General features: G+C 65.7%; 18 protein-coding genes. 5 read left to right on the top strand and 13 right to left on the bottom strand.

What is annotated here, in order from left to right; translation table 11 throughout:
• The first annotated feature begins 5 nt into the window (after positions 1 to 5).
• Both dxs and folE2 read left to right on the top strand, forming a co-directional pair.
• Positions 6 to 1,871, top strand: a complete 1,866-nt coding sequence (gene dxs / locus ASC37_RS05955; RefSeq protein ID WP_055423496.1) for a 1-deoxy-D-xylulose-5-phosphate synthase — start codon at positions 6 to 8, stop codon at positions 1,869 to 1,871.
• Positions 1,872 to 1,932: 61 nt separating this feature from the next.
• On the top strand, positions 1,933 to 2,739 hold the full coding sequence (gene folE2 / locus ASC37_RS05950) for a GTP cyclohydrolase FolE2 (RefSeq protein WP_055423495.1): 807 nt from the start codon (positions 1,933 to 1,935) through the stop codon (positions 2,737 to 2,739).
• Between the two features lie 61 nt (positions 2,740 to 2,800).
• Here folE2 and ASC37_RS05945 read toward each other — a convergent pair whose 3' ends face one another.
• Positions 2,801 to 3,238 carry a MaoC family dehydratase gene (locus ASC37_RS05945; protein ID WP_055423494.1) on the bottom strand — a complete coding sequence of 146 codons (438 nt, stop codon included), beginning with the start codon at positions 3,236 to 3,238 and terminating at the stop codon, positions 2,801 to 2,803.
• A gap of 240 nt (positions 3,239 to 3,478) precedes the next feature.
• Here ASC37_RS05945 and ASC37_RS05940 point away from each other — a divergent pair, with 240 nt between their 5' ends.
• Positions 3,479 to 4,957: an EAL domain-containing protein gene (locus tag ASC37_RS05940; protein ID WP_055423493.1), complete on the top strand. Its 1,479-nt coding sequence runs from the start codon at positions 3,479 to 3,481 to the stop codon at positions 4,955 to 4,957.
• A gap of 7 nt (positions 4,958 to 4,964) precedes the next feature.
• Here ASC37_RS05940 and ASC37_RS05935 read toward each other — a convergent pair whose 3' ends face one another.
• The 9 genes from ASC37_RS05935 to ASC37_RS05895 all read right to left on the bottom strand — a co-directional run bounded on the left by ASC37_RS05935 (position 4,965) and on the right by ASC37_RS05895 (position 13,731).
• On the bottom strand, positions 4,965 to 5,291 hold the full coding sequence (locus ASC37_RS05935; RefSeq protein ID WP_055423492.1) for a hypothetical protein: 327 nt from the start codon (positions 5,289 to 5,291) through the stop codon (positions 4,965 to 4,967).
• Positions 5,292 to 5,368: 77 nt separating this feature from the next.
• Positions 5,369 to 6,745: an NAD(P)(+) transhydrogenase (Re/Si-specific) subunit beta gene (locus ASC37_RS05930; protein WP_055423491.1), complete on the bottom strand. Its 1,377-nt coding sequence runs from the start codon at positions 6,743 to 6,745 to the stop codon at positions 5,369 to 5,371.
• The gene (locus tag ASC37_RS05925) at positions 6,742 to 7,047 is read right to left on the bottom strand and encodes an NAD(P) transhydrogenase subunit alpha (RefSeq protein ID WP_055423490.1); all 306 of its coding nucleotides are present in this window, start codon (positions 7,045 to 7,047) and stop codon (positions 6,742 to 6,744) included. Before ASC37_RS05925 ends, ASC37_RS05930 begins: the two co-directional genes overlap by 4 nt.
• Before the next feature lie 13 nt (positions 7,048 to 7,060).
• The gene (locus tag ASC37_RS05920) at positions 7,061 to 8,185 is read right to left on the bottom strand and encodes an NAD(P) transhydrogenase subunit alpha (protein WP_055423489.1); all 1,125 of its coding nucleotides are present in this window, start codon (positions 8,183 to 8,185) and stop codon (positions 7,061 to 7,063) included.
• 22 nt (positions 8,186 to 8,207) lie between these two features.
• Positions 8,208 to 9,494 (bottom strand): serine--tRNA ligase, encoded by a 1,287-nt coding sequence (serS, locus tag ASC37_RS05915; RefSeq protein WP_055423488.1) that lies wholly within the window; start codon positions 9,492 to 9,494, stop codon positions 8,208 to 8,210.
• Positions 9,495 to 9,572: 78 nt separating this feature from the next.
• A complete protein-coding gene (locus tag ASC37_RS05910) occupies positions 9,573 to 10,439 on the bottom strand; it encodes an ABC transporter permease (protein WP_055423487.1) in 867 nt (288 codons plus the stop codon).
• Entirely contained in the window at positions 10,436 to 11,338 is a 903-nt protein-coding gene (locus ASC37_RS05905; protein ID WP_055423548.1) for an ABC transporter permease, read from the bottom strand. Before ASC37_RS05905 ends, ASC37_RS05910 begins: the two co-directional genes overlap by 4 nt.
• A 23-nt stretch (positions 11,339 to 11,361) precedes the next feature.
• On the bottom strand, positions 11,362 to 12,483 hold the full coding sequence (locus ASC37_RS05900; protein ID WP_055423486.1) for an ABC transporter ATP-binding protein: 1,122 nt from the start codon (positions 12,481 to 12,483) through the stop codon (positions 11,362 to 11,364).
• 93 nt (positions 12,484 to 12,576) lie between these two features.
• Complete coding sequence (locus ASC37_RS05895) at positions 12,577 to 13,731, bottom strand: polyamine ABC transporter substrate-binding protein (RefSeq protein ID WP_055423485.1); 1,155 nt, start codon at positions 13,729 to 13,731, stop codon at positions 12,577 to 12,579.
• A 266-nt stretch (positions 13,732 to 13,997) separates the two neighbouring features.
• On the opposite strand from ASC37_RS05895, the gene ASC37_RS05890 reads away from it, so the two are divergent.
• Positions 13,998 to 14,279 carry a hypothetical protein gene (locus ASC37_RS05890; RefSeq protein ID WP_055423484.1) on the top strand — a complete coding sequence of 94 codons (282 nt, stop codon included), beginning with the start codon at positions 13,998 to 14,000 and terminating at the stop codon, positions 14,277 to 14,279.
• Here ASC37_RS05890 and ASC37_RS05885 read toward each other — a convergent pair.
• From ASC37_RS05885 to ASC37_RS05875, 3 genes are read right to left on the bottom strand one after another with little or no spacing between them, the layout of a single operon-like run.
• The gene (locus ASC37_RS05885; RefSeq protein ID WP_055423483.1) at positions 14,274 to 15,575 is read right to left on the bottom strand and encodes a replication-associated recombination protein A; all 1,302 of its coding nucleotides are present in this window, start codon (positions 15,573 to 15,575) and stop codon (positions 14,274 to 14,276) included. The two genes, ASC37_RS05890 and ASC37_RS05885, sit on opposite strands and share 6 nt — an antisense overlap.
• Positions 15,572 to 16,228: an outer membrane lipoprotein chaperone LolA gene (lolA, locus tag ASC37_RS05880; protein ID WP_055423482.1), complete on the bottom strand. Its 657-nt coding sequence runs from the start codon at positions 16,226 to 16,228 to the stop codon at positions 15,572 to 15,574. Before lolA ends, ASC37_RS05885 begins: the two co-directional genes overlap by 4 nt.
• A complete protein-coding gene (locus tag ASC37_RS05875) occupies positions 16,225 to 18,696 on the bottom strand; it encodes a DNA translocase FtsK (protein WP_055423481.1) in 2,472 nt (823 codons plus the stop codon). The genes lolA and ASC37_RS05875 overlap by 4 nt, the downstream gene beginning before the upstream one ends.
• A gap of 154 nt (positions 18,697 to 18,850) precedes the next feature.
• Here ASC37_RS05875 and trxB point away from each other — a divergent pair, with 154 nt between their 5' ends.
• Positions 18,851 to 19,804, top strand: coding sequence for a thioredoxin-disulfide reductase (gene trxB, locus ASC37_RS05870; RefSeq protein WP_055423480.1), 954 nt, complete (start codon positions 18,851 to 18,853; stop codon positions 19,802 to 19,804).
• The last annotated feature ends 2 nt before the right edge of the window (positions 19,805 to 19,806 follow it).

Here is a 19,806-nt window from a genome sequence, read left to right as displayed (position 1 = left end):
CCCCCATGACTGAACGTTTTCCCCTGCTCAGCCGCATCGACGACCCTGCCGACCTGCGCCGCCTGTCGCTGCCCGAACTCAAGCGGCTCGCCGCCGAGCTGCGTCAGTTCATCCTCGAGACGGTGGCGCACACTGGCGGGCACCTGGCTTCCAACCTCGGTTCCGTCGAGCTCACCATCGCGCTGCACTACGTCTACGACACCCCCTACGATCGCCTCGTCTGGGACGTGGGGCACCAAACCTACGGTCACAAGATCCTCACCGGCCGGCGCGACCGCATGGCCACGCTGCGCCAGCATGGCGGGCTCTCCGGCTTTCCCAAGCGCGAGGAGAGCCCCTACGACACCTTCGGCACGGGACACTCCTCCACCTCCATCTCGGCCGCACTGGGCATGGCGCTCGCCGCCCGTGCCCGCGGCGAAAAGCGCCAATGCGTGGCGGTGATCGGCGACGGGGCGATGTCGGCCGGCATGGCATTCGAGGCGCTCAACCACGCCGGCGACCTCGACGGAATCGACCTCACGGTGATCCTCAACGACAACGAGATGTCGATCTCGCCGCCGGTGGGGGCGCTCACCCAGGTTTTCGCGCGGCTTCTGAGCGGCGAGCCCTACAACACCGCGCGCCGGGTGGGTGAGACGGTGCTCTCGGCCGCCCCGCCAATCAAGGCGCTCGCGCGACGCGTCGAAGAACACGTCAAGGGCATGATCTCGCCGCCGGGCACGCTCTTCGAGGAATTCGGTTTCCACTACTACGGCCCCATCGATGGGCACGACCTCGACGTGCTGGTTCCGACGCTTGCCAACCTGCGCAAGCTCGGTGGCCTGCGCTTCGTGCACGTCGTCACCAAGAAAGGGCGCGGCTACAAACTCGCCGAGGCCGACCCCGTGCTCTATCACGGCGTGTCGCGCTTCGACCACGCCAAGGGGCTGGAGCCGGCCAAGGCCAGCCGCCCCACCTACACCCAGATCTTCGGCGACTGGATCTGCGACATGGCCGCGCGCGACCCACGCCTCATCGGCATCACCCCGGCCATGCGCGAGGGCTCGGGCCTGGTGCGCTTCGCCCAGGAATACCCCGAGCGCTATTTCGACGTCGGCATTGCCGAGCAGCACGCCCTCACCCTCGCCGCCGGGCTTGCCTGCGAAGGGTTCAAACCGGTGGTGGCGATCTACTCCACTTTCCTGCAGCGCGCCTACGACCAGCTCATCCACGACATCGCCCTGCAGAACCTGCCCGTGGTCTTGGCCATCGACCGCGGCGGACTGGTGGGCGCCGACGGACCCACGCACCACGGCGCCTTCGACCTGAGCTTTCTGGCCTGCGTGCCCAATCTCGTGGTGATGGCACCGGCCGACGAGAACGAATGCCGCCGCATGCTCACCACCGCTTTCCTGCACGACGGCCCAGCGGCGGTACGCTACCCCCGTGGCCATGGCCCCGGCGTCCCCCTTGATCCAGGGTTAGAGCCTTTGCCGATCGGCAAAGCCGAACTGCTGCGCCAGGGCCGGCGCATCGCGCTGCTCGCCTTCGGTTCGATGGTGGCGCCAGCGCGCGAAGTCGGCGAGCGGCTCGACGCCACGGTGGTCAACCTGCGCTTCGTCAAACCGCTCGACGAGACCACGATACGCGCCGTGGCCGCCACGCACGAGGTGCTCGTCACGCTGGAAGAGAACGCCGTCATCGGCGGGGCCGGAGCCGAAGTCGCGCGCATCGTCCAGACGCTGGACACCCCACCCCGGCTGCTGCGCCTGGGACTGCCCGATCGCTTCATCGAGCACGGCGACCCGGCCCTGCTGCTGCGCCTGGTAGAGCTCGACGCCGACGGCATCCAGGCGGCGATAGCGCGCTTCGATGGCGGCGATGCTTGACCCGTCACGGCATGTGTCTACGATAGGATCACCCCCCAAGAACGAGACGAGAGAACCCGACATGGACCAAGCGATCCAACCCATCCCCGACGTGCAATCCTTCGCCGATCACCGCCACATGGCCATCGACAAGGTCGGCATCAAGAGCATCCGCCACCCCATCCGCGTGAGTGACCGCAGCGGCGGCGTGCAGCACACCGTCGCCACCTTCAACATGTACGTGGGGCTGCCGCACAACTTCAAGGGCACGCACATGTCGCGCTTCGTCGAGATCCTCAACGCCCACGAGCGCGAGATCTCGGTCGAGAATTTCGAACCCATGCTGCGGCAGATGGTCGAGCGGCTCGAAGCCGAGACCGGCCACATCGAGATGAGCTTTCCCTACTTCATCGAGAAGCGCGCCCCGGTCACCGGCGTAGCGAGCCTGATGGACTACGACGTCACCTTCATCGGCGAGATCCTCGCCGGCGGCGAGTACCGCTTCACCATGAAAGTGGTGGTACCGGTCACGAGCCTGTGCCCCTGCTCGAAGAAGATCTCGGCTTACGGCGCGCACAACCAGCGCTCGCACGTCACCATCACCGCGCGCACGATCGATCACGTCTGGATCGAAGAGCTCGTGCAACTGGCCGAGAAAGAAGCCTCCAGCGAACTCTATGGGCTCTTGAAGCGCCCCGACGAGAAATACGTCACCGAGCACGCCTACGACAACCCGAAGTTCGTCGAAGACATGGTGCGCGACGTCGCCGCCCGGCTCGATGCCGACCCGCGCATCGTGCATTACGTCGCCGAATCGGAGAACTTCGAGTCCATCCACAACCACTCGGCCTATGCGCTGATCGAGCGCGACAAGACCAAGCCCCGTTGACGCGAGAAGGCGCCGGTCGGACTGCCCCGGCGCCTTTCCTTTCCAGAAATGCTGCGCTGCATCAACGCGGCGGAATGAAGACCACCGCTTCGCCTTCGAGCACCACCTTGTCGCGCACGATGCAACGCGTGTCCAGCGTGACGCGCCGTTTCTCCGGCAGCAGCCCGATGACGGTCGCACGCGACACCACCGTGTCGCCGGCGCGCACCGGCGAGAGGAAGCGCACCGTCTGTGACACATAGACCGCCCCCGGGCCCGGCATCTTCGTGCCCAGCACCGACGAGACGAAGCTCACGGTGAGAAAGCCGTGGGCGATGCGCCCCTTGAACATGGTCGTGGCGGCGAACTCGTCGTCCATGTGCACCGGGTTCATGTCGCCCGAAACGCCGGCGAACATGAGGATGTCGGCGTCGGTGACGGTACGGCTCGTCTCCGCCGTCATCCCGACGTGCAGCTCCTCGAAACGGTAGCCCATGATCGCGTTGAAGTCCCTTGCCATTCTTCTTCTCCTTTGCTCGAGATTATTGGGTAGAGTGAGTTTACCACGTCAATGCTGCGTTGCAACAAAAATCGGTTCCCTTACCCCTTCTCGACCCAGACCGCACAAGCAAAATCCAGCCGCGCCGCCCGTTCCAAGCACGGATAAACGCTCTTTACCCCGCTCTTATTTCATCACCGGGCGTTGACCGACGGTGATATCGTGTTTCTATCGCCCATTGTGCGCCGAGCCTCCGTCACCATGGAAACCCAACCGCCCAGCGAACCTTTCCGGCCCGATTTCTCCGAGGGCGCGGAAACGGGGCTGTACCTCGCCCTCCTCGAGCTCATCGACGAAGGGCTCATCCTCACCAGCGACGAAACCATCCTGGAGGCGAACACCGCCGCCTGCCGCCTGCTCGAGCGCGACTACCGCGACCTGATCCGGCAGCCGCTCGCCAACCTCTTCCTCTCGGACAAGGAATTCCTGCAGGCACGGGCCCGTTGGTTCATCCAGGGGCAAAGCCGCGGCAGCATCCGCATGGCGCTTCCAGGCGGCCGCTCGCGACTCTTCCGCTTCATCGCCGCCGCCCGCCTGCGCCCGGGTCTGCATGCCATCCTCTTCTCACCCGACCTGATCGGTGAGGTATACCGCGACGTCGCGCACACCGATGCCTTTTGGCCGCGACTCGCCGCCGCCGTGCCCCAGCCGGTGGTGGTGCTGGATGAAGCCGGGCGCATCGCCGCGCTCAACGATGCCGCTCGACCCTTCTTCCCTGCCGAACGGAGGGAATGGCTGCTGCAGCCGCTGTCGCGCTTTGCCGCCGTCGCCTGGCCGCCGGAGGGCGAAGCACCGCTCGCCCGGATCGAGGGGCTGGGCGAAGCGCCGGTGCGCGCCCGCGTGCTCGACGGGCCCCAACGAGGATGGCGCGTCCTCGTCTTCGAACGCCTGCCGCGATTCGCCCCTGCTACCATCTCTCCCGCCCCGTCGGCCCCGCCGCTCGATCCACTCGCCGTTGCCCTGAGAGAAAGCCCGCTGGAATCCTTCGCCTTACAGCTGGAACCGCTCGTCGATCTCCAGCAGCGTCGGCTTGCCGGCGCCCATGCCCGACTCGTGTGGAACCATCCCGCCTTCGCCGGCCTCGCCCCCGAACGGCTCACCGAACTCGCGCGCCGGGCGCAAACCATCCCGCGCCTGACCCGCTCTGCCTTCGTCGGACTGACTGCGCTCGCCCCCCGCCTGCCCGGTCGCATCACCCTTTCGCTGGCCGCGGAGGCACTGCGCGACCCGGCTCTGACCCAATCGGTGGAGATGGCGCTCGCCGCCGGCATCCGCCCCGAGGCGCTCGAATTCGCCCTCGATCTGCCCGCCTGCGCTGCGCTCGACACCGAAGCCGCAGCGACGCTGCTCGCGCTCTCCCAACGCGGCATCCGCTGGATCGCCGCCGGGCTCGACGAGGCCGCCTTGCCGCTCGAGCAGCTCGCCCGGCTCCCCTGGAGCGGGCTGATGCTGCCTCCTTCCTGGATCGGAGGACTCGGCCGGGACGAACGGCTCGAAGCGCTCGTCGGCGGGACGGTATCGCTCGCGCAGGCGATGCAGCTCGAAGTGCGCGCCCAGGGCGTGGCCACGGCGGGACAACGCGATTTCCTCGCCGCCTTGGGCGTTCGATTGCAACAAGGACCGTGGTTCGGCCCGGCCGTCACGTCGGGCGAACCCCTGCACGTCAGAGGGATGGAATAAAGCCGATTCAGCGCGACAACACCGTCCGGCAATTCTCCTCGCGCCCCGTGAGCGTGCCGAGCCGTTCGAGCTGACGTTGCAGCGCTTCGTCGGGAATGCTGCGGTTCAGGCACCAGTCGCGCAGCTGCAGCATCAGGGCGAGCGTCTGCAGGTCGATCGAAGTCGCCCAGATACCAGCAAAGCCCGGATCCGGCCCTTCACGCAGCGGCGACGTGGGCCAGGCCTGGCGCACTTCAGGCGCGGCAAGCGGCGGCACCGGCTGAGGCAGCACCCCGCCTTGCGCCCAGACGCCGCCGCAGCACACCCACGCGGCCCATGCAAGGACACGGCGCATCCCCGCTCTCCAAGCCAATGAATCAAACTGCTGCCCCGACCGCGGCGATTCCTGCACGGGCCCGGGCCCACAGACGCTCAGGCTTCCAACTCCTTCAGGCGCTGGATGATGCGGGCGACCACCTCTTGCGCGCTGCCATAGACCATGTGGCAGTTGTCGCGGTAGAAGAGCTCGTTCTCGATGCCGGAGTACCCCGTACCCTTGCCGCGCTTGATCACCAGCACCTCGCGCGCCTGATCCACGTTGAGGATGGGCATGCCGTAGATGGGGCTCGACTTGTTGGTGCGCGCCGCGGGGTTGACCACGTCGTTCGCGCCGATCACGAGTGCGACGTCGGTCTGGGCGAACTCGGCGTTGATCTCCTCGAGGTCGAAGATTTTGTCGTAGGGCACGCCGGCCTCTGCGAGCAGCACGTTCATGTGTCCCGGCATGCGCCCCGCCACCGGGTGGATGGCGAACTTCACCTCCACCCCCGCCTCTTCGAGCAGCTGCGCCATCTCCCACACCTTGTGCTGGGCGCCGGCCACCGCCATGCCGTAGCCCGGCACGATGATCACCTTCTGCGCGTAGCGCAGGGTGGCCGCCGCGTCGTCGGGCGAATATTCCTTGAGCGAACCGCTCACCTCCCCTTGCGTCTCCTGCGCCTCGCCGGTGATCGGCGCAAAGATCACGGTGCGGATCGAACGGTTCATCGCCTTGGCCATGAGGAGCGTGAGCAGCGTACCGGAAGCGCCGACCACCGTGCCGGCCACGATCAGCAAGGGATTGGCGAGCACGTACCCTTCGAAACCGACCGCCAGGCCCGTGAAGGCGTTGAGGAGCGAAATGACCACCGGCATGTCCGCCCCACCGATGGGCAGGGTGAGCAGCGCCCCCAGAGCGAGCGCGAGCAGGAAGAAGATCGTGAGCTCGAAACCGCCCGGATGCGAGGAAAAACCGATCGTCAAACCGATGCCGAAGGTAAAGAGCGCGAGGAAGAACACGACGTTGTTCTGCTGCGGCACCTGGTAGGTCTTCTTCAAGAGCCCCTGCAGCTTGGCAAAGGCCACGCAGCTACCGGAAAAGGCCACCGCGCCGATGATCGCCCCCAAGGCCGCGAGCAAGCCGACCGAGGCGTGATGCGCGGCGTCCTGCCGCAAAAACTCCACCGCGGCGATCGCCGCCGCCGCCCCGCCACCCATGCCGTTGTAGATGGCCACCATCTGCGGCATGTCGGTCATCTTCACCGTCTTGCCCAAATACCAGGCGATCGCCGCCCCGATGACGATCGCGGTGATCATCAAGCCGTAGTTGTGCATCCCCGGCAGATAGAACGTGACCAGCACCGCCGCGAGCATGGCATAACCCGCCCATTGCACGCCACGGCGCGCGGTGGCTGGCGAACTCATCGCCTTCAAGCCAACGATGAAAGCAACGGCCACGAGGAAATAGACGAACTGGATGAATGTACTCATCGCCCGCCCTCCCCGGCACCTTTGTTCGACTTGAACATCGCCAGCATCCGCTCGGTGACGACGTAGCCCCCCGCCGCGTTGGCCGCCCCTAAAAGCACGGCGATGAAGCCGATGGCGAGCGAGGCCGCATCATCTGGCGGCGTCTGCCCTAGTACGATCATCCCCCCGATCAAGACGACGCCGTGGATGAAATTGGAACCGGACATCAAAGGCGTGTGCAGAATGACCGGCACCCGCGCGATCACCTCGTAGCCCGTAAACGCCGCCAACATGAAAATGAACAACGCGCTCATACCGTCCATCACCGCTCCCTCCTCACAGACCCAGCCATTGGCGAACCCGCTCGCTCTTGAGCTCGCCGGCGTGCGTCATGCAGGTGCCGGCGAGCACCTCGTCGTCCCACGCCAGCGCCAAGCTTCCTTCGCGCAGGAAGAGCGAAACGAAGTTGAACACGTTCTTGGAGAACATCTCGGAGGCATGCACCGGCATGCGGCTGGGCACGAAGGTCGGGCCGATCAGCAGCACCTCGCCGACCCAGGTCTTCTCGCCCGGCACCGTACCCTCGACGTTGCCCCCCGTCTCGGCGGCCAGATCGACCACCACCGCCCCGGGGCGCATGCGCGCGATCATCTCGGCGGTGATGATGCGCGGCGCCGGCCGCCCCGGAATGGAAGCCGTGGTGATGAGCGCGTCGGCCTGGCCCACCGCCTTGCCGAGCTTCTCCGCCTGGATCGCCTTCTCCTCTTCGGTGAGCTCGCGCGCGTAGCCGCCCTCGCCCACCGCCCGCACCCCCGTGTCGAGGAACTTCGCCCCGAGCGACTCCACCTGCTCGCGCGTCTCCGGGCGCACATCGTAGGCTTCCACTGCCGCCCCCAGGCGCCGGGCGGTGGCGATCGCCTGCAGCCCCGCCACTCCGGCCCCGATCACCAGTACCTTGGCCGGACGGATGGTACCGGCGGCATAGGTGAGCATGGGAAAGAACTTCGGGCTGTGATCGGCGGCGATCAGCGCCGCCTCGTAGCCGGCCACCGTCGCCTGGGAAGAAAGGATGTCCATGCTCTGCGCGCGCGAGATGCGCGGCAAGAGCTCGAGCGCGAAGGCGGTGATGCGCCGCTCGAGCAGCAGCTCGACGCGCTCGCGGCTCGCCCAGGGCTGCAACGCTCCCACCAGGACCGAGCCTTCGGGCATGAGCGCGAGCTCCTCGTCAAGCGGCGGCTGCACGCACAGCACGAGCTGCGCGCGGCGGAACACCTCCGCCGGCTCGGGCACGATCTCCACCCCCGGAAACGCCTCGTCGGCCCAATGCGCCCGCCTGGCCGCGCCCGCGGCCATCACGACCTTGGCTCCGAGCGCCTCGTATTTCTTCACCAGCTCCGGCACCAGCGCCACCCGCCGCTCTTGCGGCTGCGGCGCGCTCGCCACCCCCACGATCACGCCCATCCTCTTCCTCCTCTCTACCCGATCACCGACGAGGCTCGATCAGCTCCTGCCCCCCCATCCACGGCCGCAAAGCCTCGGGCACCACCACCGAACCATCGCGCTGCTGGTAGTTCTCCAGCACCGCCACCAAGGTCCGTCCCACCGCCAGCCCCGAACCATTCAAGGTATGCACCGGCTGGGGCTTGCCCTTGCCACCGGCCGGCCGAAACCGTGCCTGCAGCCGGCGGGCCTGGAATGACTCGAAGTTCGAGCACGAAGAAATCTCGCGGTAGGTATTCTGCCCCGGCAGCCACACTTCCAAATCATAGGTCTTTGCCGCGGAAAACCCAAGATCACCGGCGCACAAAGCCACCTTGCGATAGGGCAGGCCCAGGCGCTGTAGCACCGTCTCCGCGTGCCCGGTGAGCTCCTCGAGCGCCTCCCAGGAACGGTCCGGATGCTCGATGCGCACCAGCTCCACCTTGTCGAACTGATGCTGGCGGATCATGCCGCGCGTGTCGCGCCCATAAGCACCGGCCTCCGAGCGAAAGCATGGCGTGTGCGCAACAAACTTCAGCGGCAATGCCGATTCCTCCACGATCTCATCGCGCACCAGGTTGGTCACCGGCACCTCGGCGGTGGGAATGAGGTAGAAATTCTCCGCATCGCGCGGCACGGCAAAGAGATCCTCGGCGAACTTGGGCAGCTGCCCCGTGCCGAAGAGGCTGCGCGCATTGACGAGATAGGGCACATAGACTTCGAGGTAGCCATGCTCGCGCGTGTGCAGATCGAGCATGAACTGCCCCAGCGCCCGATGCAGCCGCGCCACGTCGCCGCGCATCACGGAAAAGCGCGCCCCGGCGATTTTCGCTGCCGCCTCGAAATCCAGCCCCAGGGGCGTACCCACGTCGACGTGATCGCGCACCGGAAAATCGAACACCCGCGGCGAGCCCCAGCGCGCCACCTCCACGTTGTCGGCCTCGCTCGTTCCGTCGGGAACGGAAGGATGAGGGATATTGGGTAGGGTGGCGAAGAAGGATTCCAACTCGGTGAGCAAGGCCGAGAGCCGCTCTTCGCACGCGTCGAGCTCGGCGGTGATCAGCGCGAGCTGGGCGAGCAGGTCGGAAGCATCCTCGCCCCGCCCCTTGCGCCGTCCCACTTCCTTCGAAAGGGCGTTGCGCTGCGCCTGCAGTTCCTGGGTGCGTGTCTGTAGATCTTTTCGTTCGGACTCGAGCGCCTCGAACCGGGACCAGTCGATCTTCGCGCCACGCCGCGCGAGCGCCGCCTTCACTTCGTCGAGCCGGGAACGCAACCACTGAACGTCGAGCATCACACCATCCTGAACGTCACGAAAAGAAAGACGCAACGATACCAGCAACCTCGCCCGCCCGGCAACGCCAGCGGGCCGTCAGGAGGCCGAAGACGAAGTCAAGGCCTCCACCTGGGCCTGGCGCAGCAAGGCCGCATTTTCACGCGCCCGCTGCTTGGCCCGCCGCGCCATCCAGACGCTGGCCAGGAGCAGACCGGCCAGCACCAGATAGACGGTGACGGCGCCGATGACGTTGATCTCGGGATTGAGTCCCAAACGGGCCCGCGAGAAGATCACCACCGGCAGCGGCGACGTTCCCGGCCCCGAGAGAAAGGCCGAGATCACCACCTCGTCGAGCGACAGTGACAGCGTCAGCAGCCAGGCCGAGGCCACCGCCTGAAAAATGGCCGGCAAGGTCACGAGGAAGAACACCTGCGAAGGACGCGCCCCCAGATCCATCGCCGCCTCCTCCAGCGCCGGATCCACTTCCCGCAACCGCGACATGATGGTGATCGCGGCGTAAGAGACGCACATCACCGTATGGCCGATGAAGAGCGTCGTAAACCCTTTCTGCGGAAAGCCGAAAACGTGCTCCAGGCTGACGAAGAAGAGCAGCAACACCATCGCCAGCACCACGGTCGGCAGCACCAACGGCACGTTGAGGAGCAAGGTGAAAAGCCCCTTGCCGGGGAAGCGCCGATAGCGTGTCAAGGCGTAGGCGGCACAGGTGCCCAGCACCACGGAAGCGGTGGCGGTGGCCACCGCGATCTCCAGCGACAGCACCAAGGCGTCGATCACCACCTGGTCGGCCGCCGCCTCGGCGTACCAGCGCAAGGTCCACCCGCCCCAGACCGTGACCATGCGCGAATCGTTGAAGGAATAGATCACCAGTACCACGATCGGCAGGTACAGGAAGCCATAGACGAGCACCGTCCACAGCGTCGCCAGCCACGGGAAACGTCTCATCGCCGGGCCTCCATCAGGCGCATCTGGTAGCGGTTGAAGAGCCAGATCGGGAAGAGGATGATGAGCACCATCAGCATCGTCACCGCCGCGGCCCGCTGCCAGTCGAGGTTGATGAAGAATTCGTTCCACATCATGCGGCCGATGTTCAGGATCGAGATGCCGCCGAGCAGCTCGGGGATCACGTATTCCCCCACCGCCGGGATGAAGACGAGGAGCGAGCCGGCGAGAATCCCCTCGCGCGACAAGGGCACGGTCACCAGCCAGAAACGCTGCCAAGGCCGCGCCCCCAGATCGGCCGCCGCTTCCAGCAGCCGCCGGTCGAGCTTGACGAGGTTGGAGTACAGCGGCAGGATCATGAAGGGGATATAGCCATAGACCATGCCCACCATGAAGGAAAACTTGGTAAACATCAACTGCAGCGGCTCATCCACGATGCCAGCCCACAGCAGGAACTGGTTGAGCAGGCCGTTGGCGTCCAGGATGTTCTTCCACGCATAAATGCGGATGAGGAACGGCGTCCAGAACGGCAGCATGATGAGCATCAGCATCACCGGCCGCAGCGTCGGGAAACTCTGGGCCAGGAAATAGGCGAAGGGATAGCCGATGACGAGGCACAGCAAGGTCGTCAGCAGCGCATAGCCCACCGACGAGAGATAGGTGAGCAGATAGACGTCGTCCTGCATCACGCTCAGATAGGCATCGAAATGCAGCTTGATGCTGAGCGTGCCCTCTTCCAGCCACGAGATCAGAGGTTCGAACCCCACCCCGACGGCATCGGCGTGGGAAAAACTGATCTTGAGCAGAATCAGGAAAGGCAGCAGCAGAAAGACGAAGAGGAAGAACTCCGGCACGCCGATCACGAACCAGCGACCCGGCGGCAACCAGGGGCGACGCAGCATGGCGATCTCCTGCAGCGGGCGTTTCACTCGACGATGACCACGGGCGCCGACGGCATCCAATGCGCCGTCACGCGCACCCCAAGCTCATAGGGCTCCTCATAGCGATCGACGTTGGTGACGGTGACGCGCAAACGGCGCCCCGAGGGCAACTCGATCTCATAGGCGGTATAGCTGCCCATGTAGCTGCGCGCCGCCACCGTCCCCTGTACGGCGTTGTAGGGAAGATCCTGCCAGCCGGGCTCGAGCGAGATCTTCTCGGGACGAAGGGCCACGGTAAGCGTCATCCCCTGTTTCCCCTCCACGCCGTGCCCGACGTGGAACAGGCACTCCGGCGTCTGGATCTCGCAGTAATGCGGCTCATCGACCACGAGCTCCCCGTCGAAGAGATTGACGCTGCCGATGAAATCGGCCACGAAGCGGTTCTTCGGATTCTCATAGACCTCGCTGGGCGTGCCGATCTGCAGGAAACGGCCCTCGCGCATCACTGCGATGCGATCGGCCATCGTCATCGCCTCTTCCTGGTCATGGGTGACGATGACACAGGTCAGTCCCACCTGCCGCAGGATATGGACCAATTCGATCTGCGTGCGCTCGCGCAGTTTGCGATCCAACGCCCCCATCGGCTCGTCGAGCAGCAGCAGCTTGGGACGCTTGGCCAGGCTGCGCGCCAGCGCCACGCGCTGCTGCTGCCCGCCCGAGAGCTGATGCGGCTTTCTTTTGGCATAAGGCTTGAGCTGTACCAGATCGAGCATCTGCTCGACGCGCTCGGCGATCTGCGCCTTGGGCATCCCCTCGCGCTTGAGACCGAAGGCGATGTTGTCATACACCGTCAGATGGGGGAAGAGGGCGTAGGACTGGAACATCATGTTGATCGGCCGCTCGTAAGGCGGCAGAGCCGTGATGTCCTGGCCGTCGAGTACGATGCGTCCGGCCGTCGGTACCTCGAAACCGGCCAGCATCCGCAGCAGCGTCGTCTTGCCACAGCCCGACGAACCGAGCAGGGCAAAGATCTCGCCCTGCTCGATGGTCAGGTTCACATTATTGACGGCAACGACTTCGTCATACTCTTTACGTATGGACTCGATCTTCAGGAAATCGGGCGCACCCCCGGCGGCATCGGCGCGAGCAGCGACGGTCTGGTTCATGACGGTGCCGAAACTCCTCAGAAAGTGATGGGAGAAAGATTTGCGCCCCGGTCGGAACCGGGGCGCGTAGAGTCACTTCATGCCAAACTTCATTCAGCGATTGGTGCGGAATTTCGTATAGTACTGCGTCACCAAGCGCCGTTCCTCATTGCTATAGACTTTCGGCGGACGGAGCTTGCGCATCAGCTCCGGCTTGAGGAACACATAGTCGTTGCTCTTGATCGAGGCGTCGACATACGGCAAGGACGCTGGCACCGGATTGGCATAGAAAACGGTATTGGTGTCGGCCGCGATCACCTCCGGCCGCAACCGATAGTCGAGAAACTTGTAGGCATTGTCGACGTGCTTCGCGTCGGCCGGAATCGCCACCGTATCGACGAGCAGCACCCCGCCGTGCGTGGGCGGGAACACCTTGATGTTCACCCCATTCTTCGCTTCCTTGGCCCGGTTGGCGGCAATGCCGATGTCGCCGGACCAGCCGAAGGACAAGCAGAGATTGCCGCCGGCCAAATCATTGATATAGCCACTCGAAGAGAGCTGCGTCACGTAGGGCCGGATCTTGTCGACCATCTCCCAGGCGCGGCGGAAATCCTCCGGATTGTGGCTATCCACGGGAATGTTCAGATAATTGAACGCCGCCTCCATGATGTCGCCGCCGGAATCGAGCAGCGAGATGCCGCAACTCTTCAGTTTGCTCGCATACTCGGGCTTGAAGAGCAGATCCCAGGGGTTCTCGGGCATGGGCATGCCGTCGAGCGCCTTTTGCACCTTGTCGACGTTGATCCCCACCGTGGTATATCCCCACATCCAGGGAATGAGGTATTGGTTGCCCGGATCCATCGTCGCGAGCAGTTTCATGAGCTCGGGATCGAGGTTCTTGTAATTGGGGATTTTCGACTTGTCGATCGGCTTGAAGAACCCCGCCTTGATCTCGATCGCCGCCCAGTTGGCCGAAGGAACGACGATGTCGTAGCCGGTGTTGCCCGCGGCGAGCTTGGCAAACAGCGTCTCGTTCGAATCGAAGGTGTCGTAGCGCACCTTGATTCCGGTTTCCTTCTCGAAATTGGGGAGGGTAGTCGGGGCGATGTAATCCGACCAGTTGTAGATATTGAGCTGCTTGTCGTCCGAAGCCGCCTGCGCCGCGCCCACCGCCGCGCAGCACGTCAACGCAGTCGCTGCCGCCACGCGCCGCCACGACACCGCAGCGGTTTTCACGAACGGCAACCGTCCGAAAAGGGTCTGCAACATCTCGTCGCCTCCTTTGCTGAAAAGGGAAAAAAAACCGTGCCCCGTGGCTTGCGCTCGCCTCGCGCGCGCCTGGATGCGGCCAACGCGGACAAGCGCGAAGTGTAGCAAACCCCGAGCCCAAGCGGGGCATCCACGACATGATCTGTAAAAAATTTCCCCGATAGGCTCAGACAACGAAATAGACTGAAAACAAAAAGAAAATTCGATTGGACAGAAGGTTCGGCAGAACCTATGCTGAACTTGCTGAACCTGGGCAGGATAGAGCCATGCTGACCTTGCGCGACTGCCTCGACTATTGCAGCCTCACCGAAGAAGAAATCGGGCTGCTGGCCGAGCATCATGACCTCCCCGCCGAAGCCGCCGGCCTCATCGCCTGCAGCCTCTCCCAATCCGACGAAGGCATCGTCGTGCTGACCAACTGGCTGCTCGAGATCGCCGAGCGCGCCATTGAAGACGGCAATGCCGCCAAGGCGCAGCAGGCGCACGAAGCCTGCAAGCGGCTGCTCGCCGATCACCCCTTGCGTGCTCCCGACAACGCGGGTTCATGAGCGGCGCCGTTGCGCCTGCGCATCCAGCTCGCGCAGGTGCTCCAGTTTGGCGCGGATCTTCGCCTCCAACCCCCGTTCCACCGGCCGGTACCAGCGCTGCGGCGCCATCCCGTCGGGGAAATAGCGCTCGCCGGCAGCGTATCCTTCTGGCTCGTCGTGCGGATAGCGGTAGGTCTTGCCGAAGCCCAGCTCCTTCATGAGCCGGGTGGGGGCATTCCTCAGATGCACCGGCACCGGGCGCGAGCCGTCCTGACGCACGAAAGCGCGCGCGGCGTTGTAGGCAAGGTAGACGGCGTTCGACTTCGGCGCACAGGCCAGATACACCACCGCCTCGGCAAGCGCCAGCTCCCCTTCGGGGGAACCCAGCCGCTCGTAGGCGGCGCAGGCATCGAGCGCGAGCGTGAGCGAGCGCGGATCGGCAAGGCCCACGTCTTCGCTCGCCATGCGTACGATGCGCCGCCCCAGATAGAGCGGATCGGCGCCACCGTCGAGCATACGCACGAACCAATAGAGCGCGGCGTCGGGGTCGGAGCCGCGCACCGCCTTGTGCAGGGCCGAGATCTGGTCATAGAAGGCGTCGCCTCCCTTGTCGAAGCGCCGCAGCCGCTCGCCCATCACCGAACGCGCGAACGGCACGTCGATCACCGCCTGCCCCCGGGCTCGCGCCGCCTGCCACAGCCATTCCACGTCGTTCAACAGCCGCCGCGCGTCCCCGTCAGCGAGTTCGACCAGCATGGCGCGCGCCGCATCGTCCAAGGGTACCGCCTCCTCGGGAAAACGCGCCTCGGCGCGAGCGAGCAGCGTCGTGAGCGCCGTTGCATCCAGAGGCTCGAGCCGCAGCACGGTGGTGCGTGACAACAGCGCCGAATTCACTTCGAACGAAGGGTTCTCGGTGGTGGCGCCGATGAAAGTGACCAACCCCTCCTCGACCTGATGCAGGAAGGCGTCCTGCTGCGCCTTGTTGAAGCGGTGCACCTCGTCGACGAAGAGCACCGTCGTACCGCCGCGCTCGCGCTCGGCCCGGGCTTCGTCGATCGCCGCGCGGATCTCCTTCACCCCCGCCATGACGGCCGACAGCGCGATGAAACGCGCCCCTACCGCCTGCGCGAGCAAGCGCGCGAGCGTGGTCTTTCCCACACCGGGCGGACCCCACAGGATCATGGAGAAGAGCCGCCCCTGCTCCCAGGCAACCCGCAGCGGCTTGCCCGGCCCGAGCAGATGCTCCTGCCCCACCACCTCGTCGAGGTGCTGCGGACGCATGCGCTCGGCGAGCGGCGCGCGCGCCTCCCCGCTCATCGACGCCCCGGTTGGTTTTCCAGCACCTTGGTGCCGGGCGGCGCAGTAAAGGCGAACTCGGCCGGCGGCACCGACCAGGCCCGCGCAAACTCGGTGAACGTGATCTCGCTCGTCTGGCCGAAATGATCTTCGAGGCGCATGCGCAGCAGCCGCTCTCCTTCGCCTTCGACCACGACGCGCACGATGCCGGCCTCTGCCGAGCGAGCCCGCAGGCGCACCGCCCAGTGATCCCCTTCCACTTGCCCCCCCTCGGGGGCGAACTCGCGGTGCAGCGCCTGGGCGTCGGCCAGGATCGCCACCGGCGAGCCGGAGAGCGCCTGCGCGAGCGGCGTCACCACCACTTGCTCCAGATCCGCGTCCCACACCTGCACGGCCTTGCCGTCGCTCACCACCAGCTGGCGCGCCGGTGCCGTCACCTCCCAGCGGAAACGGCTCGGCCGCTCATAGACGAAACGCCCCTCGGAGCGTTGCACCACCCGCCCCTGCGGGTCGAGCACCTCCTGGCGGAAACGCCCCTGGGCCGCGCCCGTCTGCGTCACGAAGGATTCGAGCCGCCGCACCGCCTCCTCGGCCACGCTCTGCTGAGCGATGGCCGCTCCAGCCCACAGCATTGCCCACAGCGCCAACACCCATCCCGCAAAACCTTTCTTCACACCTCTTCTCCCCGCGCCGGCACCAGCACCTGGCGGTTGCCATTGTGCTCCGGCGGCGACACCAGTCCCGCGCGTTCCATCGCCTCGATGAGCCGCGCCGCCCGGTTGTACCCGATGCGCAGATGCCGCTGCACCAAGGAAATCGAGGGCCGGCGCGTGCGCAGCACCACTTCCACCGCCTGATCGTACAAAGGGTCGTTCTCCTCGCCCCCGTCCGGACTTTCCAGCCCTTCCTCTTCCTCCTCGGGCTCGGCGAGCACCTCCTCGACGTAGCGCGGCGGCCCCAGCCGCTTGAGGTATTCGACCACCCGATGCACTTCGTCGTCGGCGACGAAGGCCCCGTGCACCCGCTGCGGCATGCCGGTTCCGGGCGCGAGGTAGAGCATGTCCCCCATGCCGAGCAAGGTCTCGGCCCCCATCTGATCGAGAATGGTGCGCGAATCGATCTTCGAGGAAACCTGGAAAGCGATGCGCGTGGGGACGTTGGCCTTGATGAGCCCGGTGATCACGTCCACCGAAGGCCGCTGCGTCGCCAAGATGAGGTGGATGCCAGCCGCGCGCGCCTTCTGCGCGAGCCGCGCGATGAGCTCCTCGATGCGCTTGCCCACCACCATCATCAGGTCGGCGAGCTCGTCGACCACGACGACGATGTAGGGCATCTTCTCCAGCGGCTCGGGCGAATCCGGCGTGAGCGAAAAGGGGTTGCCGAGATATTCGCCCTCGCGCTGCGCCCGCTCGAGCAAGGCGTTGTAGCCGGCGATGTTGCGCACCCCCAGCGCTGCCATCAGCTTGTAGCGCCGCTCCATCTCGCCCACGCACCAGTCGAGCGCCTGGGCCGCAAGCCGCATGTCGGTGACCACCGGCGCGAGCAGGTGCGGGATCCCCTCGTAGATCGACAGCTCCAGCATCTTGGGGTCGACCATGATGAGGCGCACCCGTTCCGGTGTCGATTTGTAGATGAGCGACAGGATCATGGCGTTGATGCCCACCGATTTACCCGAGCCGGTGGTGCCGGCCACCAGCAGGTGCGGCATCTTGGCCAGATCCGCCACCACCGGCTGCCCGGCGATGTCCTTGCCCAGGCACAGCGTCAGGGGCGAAGCCATCTCGCGATAGGCACGCGAGTCGAGCACTTCGCTCAAACGCACGATCTGGCGCTTCGGATTGGGTACTTCGAGCGCCATGCACGATTTCCCCGGCACGATCTCGACCACGCGAATCGACACGAGCGACAGCGCCCGCGCCAGGTCCTTGGCCAGGTTGACGATCTGCGCCCCCTTCACGCCCGTGGCCGGCTCGATTTCGTAGCGCGTCACCACCGGGCCGGGAATCGTCCCGACCACCTGCACGCGCACGCCGAACTCGGCGAGCTTGCTCTCGATGAGCCGGGCGGTGGCCGCCATCGTCTCGGCGCTCACCGACACCGTGGCGGGCGCAGGCGCATCGAGCAGTGCCAGGGGCGGCAGCGGTTCGAGCGTTCCTTCGTTTGCCGGAACGTGCGCGGCGCCCGCACGACTGCGCCCATGCTCGATCGGCTGCTTCGGCGACGGCGGTCTGTGCACCGCTTCGTCAGACGTCTCCGGCCTGCTGGCGGCGGCCTGAGCATCTTCCGCCCGAACGGAAGGGCGCGGCGCGACCGCAGGACTTTCTTCCGTCCCCAGACTCGGCTCGACGCGCGGCGGCACAGCACTGCGCCCGGGGGCGGTACGCCGTGCCTGCCAGCGGGCACGCAGGGCGCCAACCCCCGAAAGGAAGCGTTCCCATCGCCGACGCCAAGAGAGATCTAGACCCTCCGTTTCGCCGCGAGAAAAAACGAATCTCCCCCCACCGCCGGGCGCCGCGGCCCGCTGCCGCTCCCAATGCCGCTGCAGCGCACCGACGGCCGTCTCGACCCCGGCACCGATGCACTCACACACGTCGAGCCAGGACATCCCGAAGGTCAGGCTGACGGCAGCCATCCACAGCGCGAGCAGAAGGAGCGTTCCTCCGGTGAAACCGAATTCGCGCGCGACCGTCTCGGCCAAGGTCACGCCGATCACCCCTCCCGGGCCCGAGCCCTGAGGCAACGAGAAAGTGTGGGCATGGAAGCGCAAGGCCTCCAGAGCGCTGCTCGACAAAAGCAAGAGAAGGAGCCCCGCAGCCGCCACCGCAAAGGAAGCCCTCCAGCCCCGTTCCGGGCCTTCGAGGCCGTGCCACAGGCGCCAGGCGGACCACAGACCCCGCACCGCAAACGCGAGCATCCACCAGGCGGAAATCCCGAACAGCGACAGGAAGAGATCCGCCAGCCAGGCCCCGACCCGCCCGCCGGGGTTTGCGATGGACTCCACCGCCGCATCGCGGGACCAACCCGGATCGGAGGGGGAGTACCCAATGAAAATCAAGGCGAAATACACACCGAGCGCGGCGAGCAGCACCCAGACGAGTTCCCGCGCACCGCGGGAAGCACGCAACGAGGCGATCCAGTTCATCGGCAAGGCCGTACCGCACGGAAAGGAAGGAAAATTATACGCCAGCGCCCATCCCCCTCGGCACAGCGAGGGCAGCAGCAAGCGTAAGCATTCTATAATTGGATTCATGGGCCCAGCCTCGCGCCCTGCCTGCTTTCTTCTTCGGAGTCCTCGCATGAACCCCCGCCACAGCCGTCTCATCATCCTCGGTTCCGGTCCCGCCGGTTACACCGCCGCCATCTACGCCGCTCGCGCCAACCTCGAGCCCGTCCTCATCACCGGGCTTGCACAAGGCGGCCAGCTCATGACCACCACCGAGGTAGACAACTGGCCCGCCGAGCCCGAAGGCGTCCAGGGACCGGAGCTCATGGAGCGTTTCGAGAAACACGCCCGGCGCTTCGGCACCGAAATCGTGTTCGACCACATCCACACGGCCGATCTCTCGCAGCGCCCCTTCCGCCTCACGGGCGACGCCGGCAGCTACACCTGCGACGCGCTCATCATCGCCACTGGCGCCACCGCCAAGTACCTCGGGCTGCCCTCGGAAGAAAAGTTCATGGGCCGGGGCGTGTCGGCCTGTGCCACCTGCGACGGATTCTTCTACAAAGGCGAGGACGTCGCCGTCATCGGCGGCGGCAACACCGCCGTCGAAGAGGCGCTCTATCTCGCCAACATCGCGCGCAAAGTCACCCTGGTACATCGCCGCCGGCAGTTCCGTGCCGAAAAGATCATGGTCGACAAGCTCATGGAGAAAGTCGCCGCGGGCAAGATCGAGCTGGTGCTCGACAGCGTGGTCGACGAGATCCTGGGCGACGACTCCGGCGTGACCGGGGTGCGGGTGAAGAACGTGGTCGATGGCGGCACGCGCGAGATCCCCGTCAAAGGCGTGTTCGTCGCCATCGGGCACAAGCCCAATACCGAGCTTTTCGTCGGACAGCTCGACATGGAGAACGGCTACCTCGTCACGCGCGGCGGTCGCCACGGCAACGCCACGGCCACCTCGATCGAAGGGGTGTTCGCCGCCGGCGACGTGCAAGACCCCGTCTATCGTCAGGCCGTCACCAGCGCCGGCAGCGGCTGCATGGCCGCGCTCGACGCCGAACGCTATCTCGACGGCATGGAAAGCTGAAT

This window comes from Tepidiphilus thermophilus (assembly GCF_001418245.1).
GTDB lineage: Bacteria > Pseudomonadota > Gammaproteobacteria > Burkholderiales > Rhodocyclaceae > Tepidiphilus > Tepidiphilus succinatimandens.
This window is presented reverse-complemented; position numbering and strand designations above follow the sequence as displayed.

What these genes read in the sequence shown, in the direction of transcription:
- ASC37_RS05900 (WP_055423486.1), bottom strand. Translation starts at nt 12,483, where the DNA reads ATGAACCAGACCGTCGCTGCTCGCGCCGATGCCGCCGGGGGTGCGCCC.
- ASC37_RS05890 (WP_055423484.1), top strand. Translation starts at nt 13,998, where the DNA reads ATGCTGACCTTGCGCGACTGCCTCGACTATTGCAGCCTCACCGAAGAA.
- ASC37_RS05925 (WP_055423490.1), bottom strand. Translation starts at nt 7,047, where the DNA reads ATGGACGGTATGAGCGCGTTGTTCATTTTCATGTTGGCGGCGTTTACG.
- trxB (WP_055423480.1), top strand. Translation starts at nt 18,851, where the DNA reads ATGAACCCCCGCCACAGCCGTCTCATCATCCTCGGTTCCGGTCCCGCC.
- folE2 (WP_055423495.1), top strand. Translation starts at nt 1,933, where the DNA reads ATGGACCAAGCGATCCAACCCATCCCCGACGTGCAATCCTTCGCCGAT.
- ASC37_RS05945 (WP_055423494.1), bottom strand. Translation starts at nt 3,238, where the DNA reads ATGGCAAGGGACTTCAACGCGATCATGGGCTACCGTTTCGAGGAGCTG.
- ASC37_RS05940 (WP_055423493.1), top strand. Translation starts at nt 3,479, where the DNA reads ATGGAAACCCAACCGCCCAGCGAACCTTTCCGGCCCGATTTCTCCGAG.
- serS (WP_055423488.1), bottom strand. Translation starts at nt 9,494, where the DNA reads ATGCTCGACGTTCAGTGGTTGCGTTCCCGGCTCGACGAAGTGAAGGCG.
- ASC37_RS05935 (WP_055423492.1), bottom strand. Translation starts at nt 5,291, where the DNA reads ATGCGCCGTGTCCTTGCATGGGCCGCGTGGGTGTGCTGCGGCGGCGTC.
- ASC37_RS05910 (WP_055423487.1), bottom strand. Translation starts at nt 10,439, where the DNA reads ATGAGACGTTTCCCGTGGCTGGCGACGCTGTGGACGGTGCTCGTCTAT.
- ASC37_RS05920 (WP_055423489.1), bottom strand. Translation starts at nt 8,185, where the DNA reads ATGGGCGTGATCGTGGGGGTGGCGAGCGCGCCGCAGCCGCAAGAGCGG.
- ASC37_RS05905 (WP_055423548.1), bottom strand. Translation starts at nt 11,338, where the DNA reads ATGCTGCGTCGCCCCTGGTTGCCGCCGGGTCGCTGGTTCGTGATCGGC.
- ASC37_RS05875 (WP_055423481.1), bottom strand. Translation starts at nt 18,696, where the DNA reads ATGAACTGGATCGCCTCGTTGCGTGCTTCCCGCGGTGCGCGGGAACTC.
- ASC37_RS05885 (WP_055423483.1), bottom strand. Translation starts at nt 15,575, where the DNA reads ATGAGCGGGGAGGCGCGCGCGCCGCTCGCCGAGCGCATGCGTCCGCAG.
- ASC37_RS05895 (WP_055423485.1), bottom strand. Translation starts at nt 13,731, where the DNA reads ATGTTGCAGACCCTTTTCGGACGGTTGCCGTTCGTGAAAACCGCTGCG.
- dxs (WP_055423496.1), top strand. Translation starts at nt 6, where the DNA reads ATGACTGAACGTTTTCCCCTGCTCAGCCGCATCGACGACCCTGCCGAC.
- ASC37_RS05930 (WP_055423491.1), bottom strand. Translation starts at nt 6,745, where the DNA reads ATGAGTACATTCATCCAGTTCGTCTATTTCCTCGTGGCCGTTGCTTTC.